General features: G+C 50.9%; 3 rRNA genes. All 3 read right to left on the bottom strand.

Annotated features, from left to right (window positions below):
- Nucleotides 1-83 (bottom strand): 5S ribosomal RNA (gene rrf, locus MHH69_RS19265); the annotation flags it as partial.
- A 122-nt stretch (nt 84-205) separates the two neighbouring features.
- Nucleotides 206-3,125, bottom strand: a 23S ribosomal RNA gene (locus MHH69_RS19260).
- 313 nt (nt 3,126-3,438) lie between these two features.
- Nucleotides 3,439-4,991: ribosomal RNA gene (locus MHH69_RS19255) — 16S ribosomal RNA — on the bottom strand.
- Nucleotides 4,992-5,035 lie beyond the last annotated feature (44 nt).

Raw genomic sequence — 5,035 nt, 5'->3', positions numbered from 1 at the left:
CCCCAACTACCATCGGCGCTAAAGAGCTTAACTTCCGTGTTCGGTATGGGAACGGGTGTGACCTCTTTGCCATCATCACTAGACTTTATTCATTTGAGACAAGCTTTATTATACTACTTTAGAAACTAAATGCAAGCATTTTTTTCATATAGTAATATATTTTGTTCTCTCAAAACTGGATAAAGACATTGAATGCATTCAAGATTTGGTTAAGTCCTCGATCGATTAGTATTCGTCAGCTCCATGTGTCACCACACTTCCACCTCGAACCTATCTACCTCATCGTCTTTGAGGGATCTTACTTACTTGCGTAATGGGAAATCTCATCTTGAGGGGGGCTTCATGCTTAGATGCTTTCAGCACTTATCCCGTCCACACATAGCTACCCAGCGATGCCTTTGGCAAGACAACTGGTACACCAGCGGTGTGTCCATCCCGGTCCTCTCGTACTAAGGACAGCTCCTCTCAAATTTCCTACGCCCACGACGGATAGGGACCGAACTGTCTCACGACGTTCTGAACCCAGCTCGCGTACCGCTTTAATGGGCGAACAGCCCAACCCTTGGGACCGACTACAGCCCCAGGATGCGATGAGCCGACATCGAGGTGCCAAACCTCCCCGTCGATGTGGACTCTTGGGGGAGATAAGCCTGTTATCCCCGGGGTAGCTTTTATCCGTTGAGCGATGGCCCTTCCATGCGGAACCACCGGATCACTAAGCCCGTCTTTCGACCCTGCTCGACTTGTAGGTCTCGCAGTCAAGCTCCCTTGTGCCTTTACACTCTACGAATGATTTCCAACCATTCTGAGGGAACCTTTGGGCGCCTCCGTTACCTTTTAGGAGGCGACCGCCCCAGTCAAACTGTCCACCTGACACTGTCTCCTACCCCGCTAAGGGGTATGGGTTAGAATTTCAACACAACCAGGGTAGTATCCCACCGACGCCTCCCTCGAAGCTGGCGCTCCGAGTTCTCTGGCTCCTACCTATCCTGTACAAGTTGTGCCAAAATTCAATATCAGGCTACAGTAAAGCTCCACGGGGTCTTTCCGTCCTGTCGCGGGTAACCTGCATCTTCACAGGTACTATAATTTCACCGAGTCTCTCGTTGAGACAGTGCCCAGATCGTTACGCCTTTCGTGCGGGTCGGAACTTACCCGACAAGGAATTTCGCTACCTTAGGACCGTTATAGTTACGGCCGCCGTTTACTGGGGCTTCAATTCAGAGCTTCGCTTACGCTAACCCCTCCTCTTAACCTTCCAGCACCGGGCAGGCGTCAGCCCCTATACGTCACCTTACGGTTTTGCAGAGACCTGTGTTTTTGCTAAACAGTCGCCTGGGCCTATTCACTGCGGCTCTCTCACGAGAGCACCCCTTCTCCCGAAGTTACGGGGTCATTTTGCCGAGTTCCTTAACGAGAGTTCTCTCGCACACCTTAGGATTCTCTCCTCGACTACCTGTGTCGGTTTGCGGTACGGGCACCTCCCGCCTCGCTAGAGGCTTTTCTTGGCAGCGTGAAATCAGGTACTTCGCTCAATAGAGCTCCCCATCACAGCTTGGCGTATTAGGAAGCGGATTTGCCTACTTCCACGCCTTACTGCTTGGGCGCGCATATCCAACAGCGCGCTTACCTTATCCTACTGCGTCCCCCCATTACTCAAACGGCGGGGAGGTGGTACAGGAATATCAACCTGTTGTCCATCGTCTACGCCTATCGGCCTCGACTTAGGTCCCGACTAACCCTGAGCGGACGAGCCTTCCTCAGGAAACCTTAGTCATACGGTGGATGGGATTCTCACCCATCTTTCGCTACTCATACCGGCATTCTCACTTCTAAGCGCTCCACCAGTCCTTCCGGTCTGACTTCAACGCCCTTAGAACGCTCTCCTACCACGGACATCAAAGATGTCCATCCACAGCTTCGGTGAATCGTTTAGCCCCGATACATTTTCGGCGCAGCGTCACTCGACCAGTGAGCTATTACGCACTCTTTAAATGATGGCTGCTTCTAAGCCAACATCCTGGTTGTCTAAGCAACGCCACATCCTTTTCCACTTAACGATTACTTTGGGACCTTAGCTGGTGGTCTGGGCTGTTTCCCTTTTGACTACGGATCTTATCACTCGCAGTCTGACTCCCGTGTATAAATATCTGGCATTCGGAGTTTGTCTGAATTCGGTAACCCGAGATGGGCCCCTAGTCCAAACAGTGCTCTACCTCCAGTATTCTTAATCACGAGGCTAGCCCTAAAGCTATTTCGGAGAGAACCAGCTATCTCCAAGTTCGATTGGAATTTCTCCGCTACCCACACCTCATCCCCGCACTTTTCAACGTGCGTGGGTTCGGGCCTCCAGTGAGTGTTACCTCACCTTCACCCTGGACATGGGTAGATCACCTGGTTTCGGGTCTACGACCACGTACTTAATACCGCCCTATTCAGACTCGCTTTCGCTACGGCTCCATCTTCTCGACTTAACCTTGCACGTAATCGTAACTCGCCGGTTCATTCTACAAAAGGCACGCTATCACCCATTAACGGGCTCTAACTACTTGTAGGCACACGGTTTCAGGTTCTATTTCACTCCCCTCCCGGGGTGCTTTTCACCTTTCCCTCACGGTACTGGTTCACTATCGGTCACTAGGGAGTATTTAGCCTTGGGAGATGGTCCTCCCGGATTCCGACGGAATTTCACGTGTTCCGCCGTACTCAGGATACACTCAAGAGAGAATGAACTTTCGACTACGGGGCTTTTACCCTCTGCGGCAGACCTTTCCAGGTCGCTTCGCCTAATTCATTCCTTTGTAACTCCATATAGAGTGTCCTACAACCCCAAGAGGCAAGCCTCTTGGTTTGGGCTATTCCCGTTTCGCTCGCCGCTACTCAGGGAATCGAATATTTTCTTTCTCTTCCTCCAGGTACTTAGATGTTTCAGTTCCCTGGGTATGCCATCATGACGCTATGTATTCACGTCAAGATACTGTTCCATTACGAACAGTGGGTTCCCCCATTCGGAAATCTCCGGATCAAAGCTTACTTACAGCTCCCCGAAGCATATCGGTGTTAGTGCCGTCCTTCATCGGCTCCTAGTGCCAAGGCATCCACCGTGCGCCCTTCATAACTTAACCTAAAAAGTTAGTTACTGCTCTTCTTGATTCAAGAAAAGACTTAAGAACTTTACGATAAATTGCTTGAATTTTGTTGCTTTCAATGTCGTTTTATCCAGTTTTCAAAGAACAAGACTACTGACTTCAGTCACATCGTGACTTTGCATCAGTGAGATTACTCCGTGCAGTTTTGCGACGAAAGCTTTGAGTTACCTCTTAGCCTTTTCTTCGCGGCAGGAGCAAGTTTGAAGTTTCATTTCTGAACCTTCAAAACTGAACACAAAACGTTAATGTTGATTGACCCAAGGTCAATCATTCCGTTATATATCCTTAGAAAGGAGGTGATCCAGCCGCACCTTCCGATACGGCTACCTTGTTACGACTTCACCCCAATCATCTGTCCCACCTTCGGCGGCTGGCTCCAAAAGGTTACCTCACCGACTTCGGGTGTTACAAACTCTCGTGGTGTGACGGGCGGTGTGTACAAGGCCCGGGAACGTATTCACCGCGGCATGCTGATCCGCGATTACTAGCGATTCCGGCTTCATGTAGGCGAGTTGCAGCCTACAATCCGAACTGAGAACGGTTTTATCGGATTAGCTCCCCCTCGCGGGTTGGCAACCGTTTGTACCGTCCATTGTAGCACGTGTGTAGCCCAGGTCATAAGGGGCATGATGATTTGACGTCATCCCCACCTTCCTCCGGTTTGTCACCGGCAGTCTCCTTAGAGTGCCCAACTAAATGATGGCAACTAAGAACAAGGGTTGCGCTCGTTGCGGGACTTAACCCAACATCTCACGACACGAGCTGACGACAACCATGCACCACCTGTCACCACTGTCCCCGAAGGGAAAACTATGTCTCCATAGCGGTCAATGGGATGTCAAGACCTGGTAAGGTTCTTCGCGTTGCTTCGAATTAAACCACATGCTCCACCGCTTGTGCGGGCCCCCGTCAATTCCTTTGAGTTTCAGTCTTGCGACCGTACTCCCCAGGCGGAGTGCTTAATGCGTTAGCTGCAGCACTAAGGGGCGGAAACCCCCTAACACTTAGCACTCATCGTTTACGGCGTGGACTACCAGGGTATCTAATCCTGTTTGCTCCCCACGCTTTCGCGCCTCAGCGTCAGTTACAGACCAGAAAGTCGCCTTCGCCACTGGTGTTCCTCCAAATCTCTACGCATTTCACCGCTACACTTGGAATTCCACTTTCCTCTTCTGCACTCAAGTCCTCCAGTTTCCAATGACCCTCCACGGTTGAGCCGTGGGCTTTCACATCAGACTTAAAGGACCGCCTGCGCGCGCTTTACGCCCAATAATTCCGGACAACGCTTGCCACCTACGTATTACCGCGGCTGCTGGCACGTAGTTAGCCGTGGCTTTCTAATAAGGTACCGTCAAGGTACAGCCAGTTACTACTGTACTTGTTCTTCCCTTACAACAGAGTTTTACGATCCGAAAACCTTCTTCACTCACGCGGCGTTGCTCCATCAGGCTTTCGCCCATTGTGGAAGATTCCCTACTGCTGCCTCCCGTAGGAGTCTGGGCCGTGTCTCAGTCCCAGTGTGGCCGATCACCCTCTCAGGTCGGCTACGCATCGTCGCCTTGGTGAGCCGTTACCTCACCAACTAGCTAATGCGCCGCGGGCCCATCCTATAGCGATAGCTAGATGCCATCTTTCAACATCTCATCAGGAGATAAAATGTATTATTCGGTATTAGCCCCGGTTTCCCGGAGTTATCCCCAACTATAGGGCAGGTTGCCCACGTGTTACTCACCCGTCCGCCGCTAACGTCAAAGGAGCAAGCTCCTTATCTGTTCGCTCGACTTGCATGTATTAGGCACGCCGCCAGCGTTCGTCCTGAGCCAGGATCAAACTCTCCATAAAAGAAAATTTGATAAAGCTCTAAATTTACACTGGCATCATAATGA

The sequence above is a fragment of the Ureibacillus sp. FSL E2-3493 genome (assembly GCF_038077515.1).
In the GTDB taxonomy this organism is placed as follows: domain Bacteria; phylum Bacillota; class Bacilli; order Bacillales_A; family Planococcaceae; genus Ureibacillus; species Ureibacillus halotolerans.
This window is presented reverse-complemented; position numbering and strand designations above follow the sequence as displayed.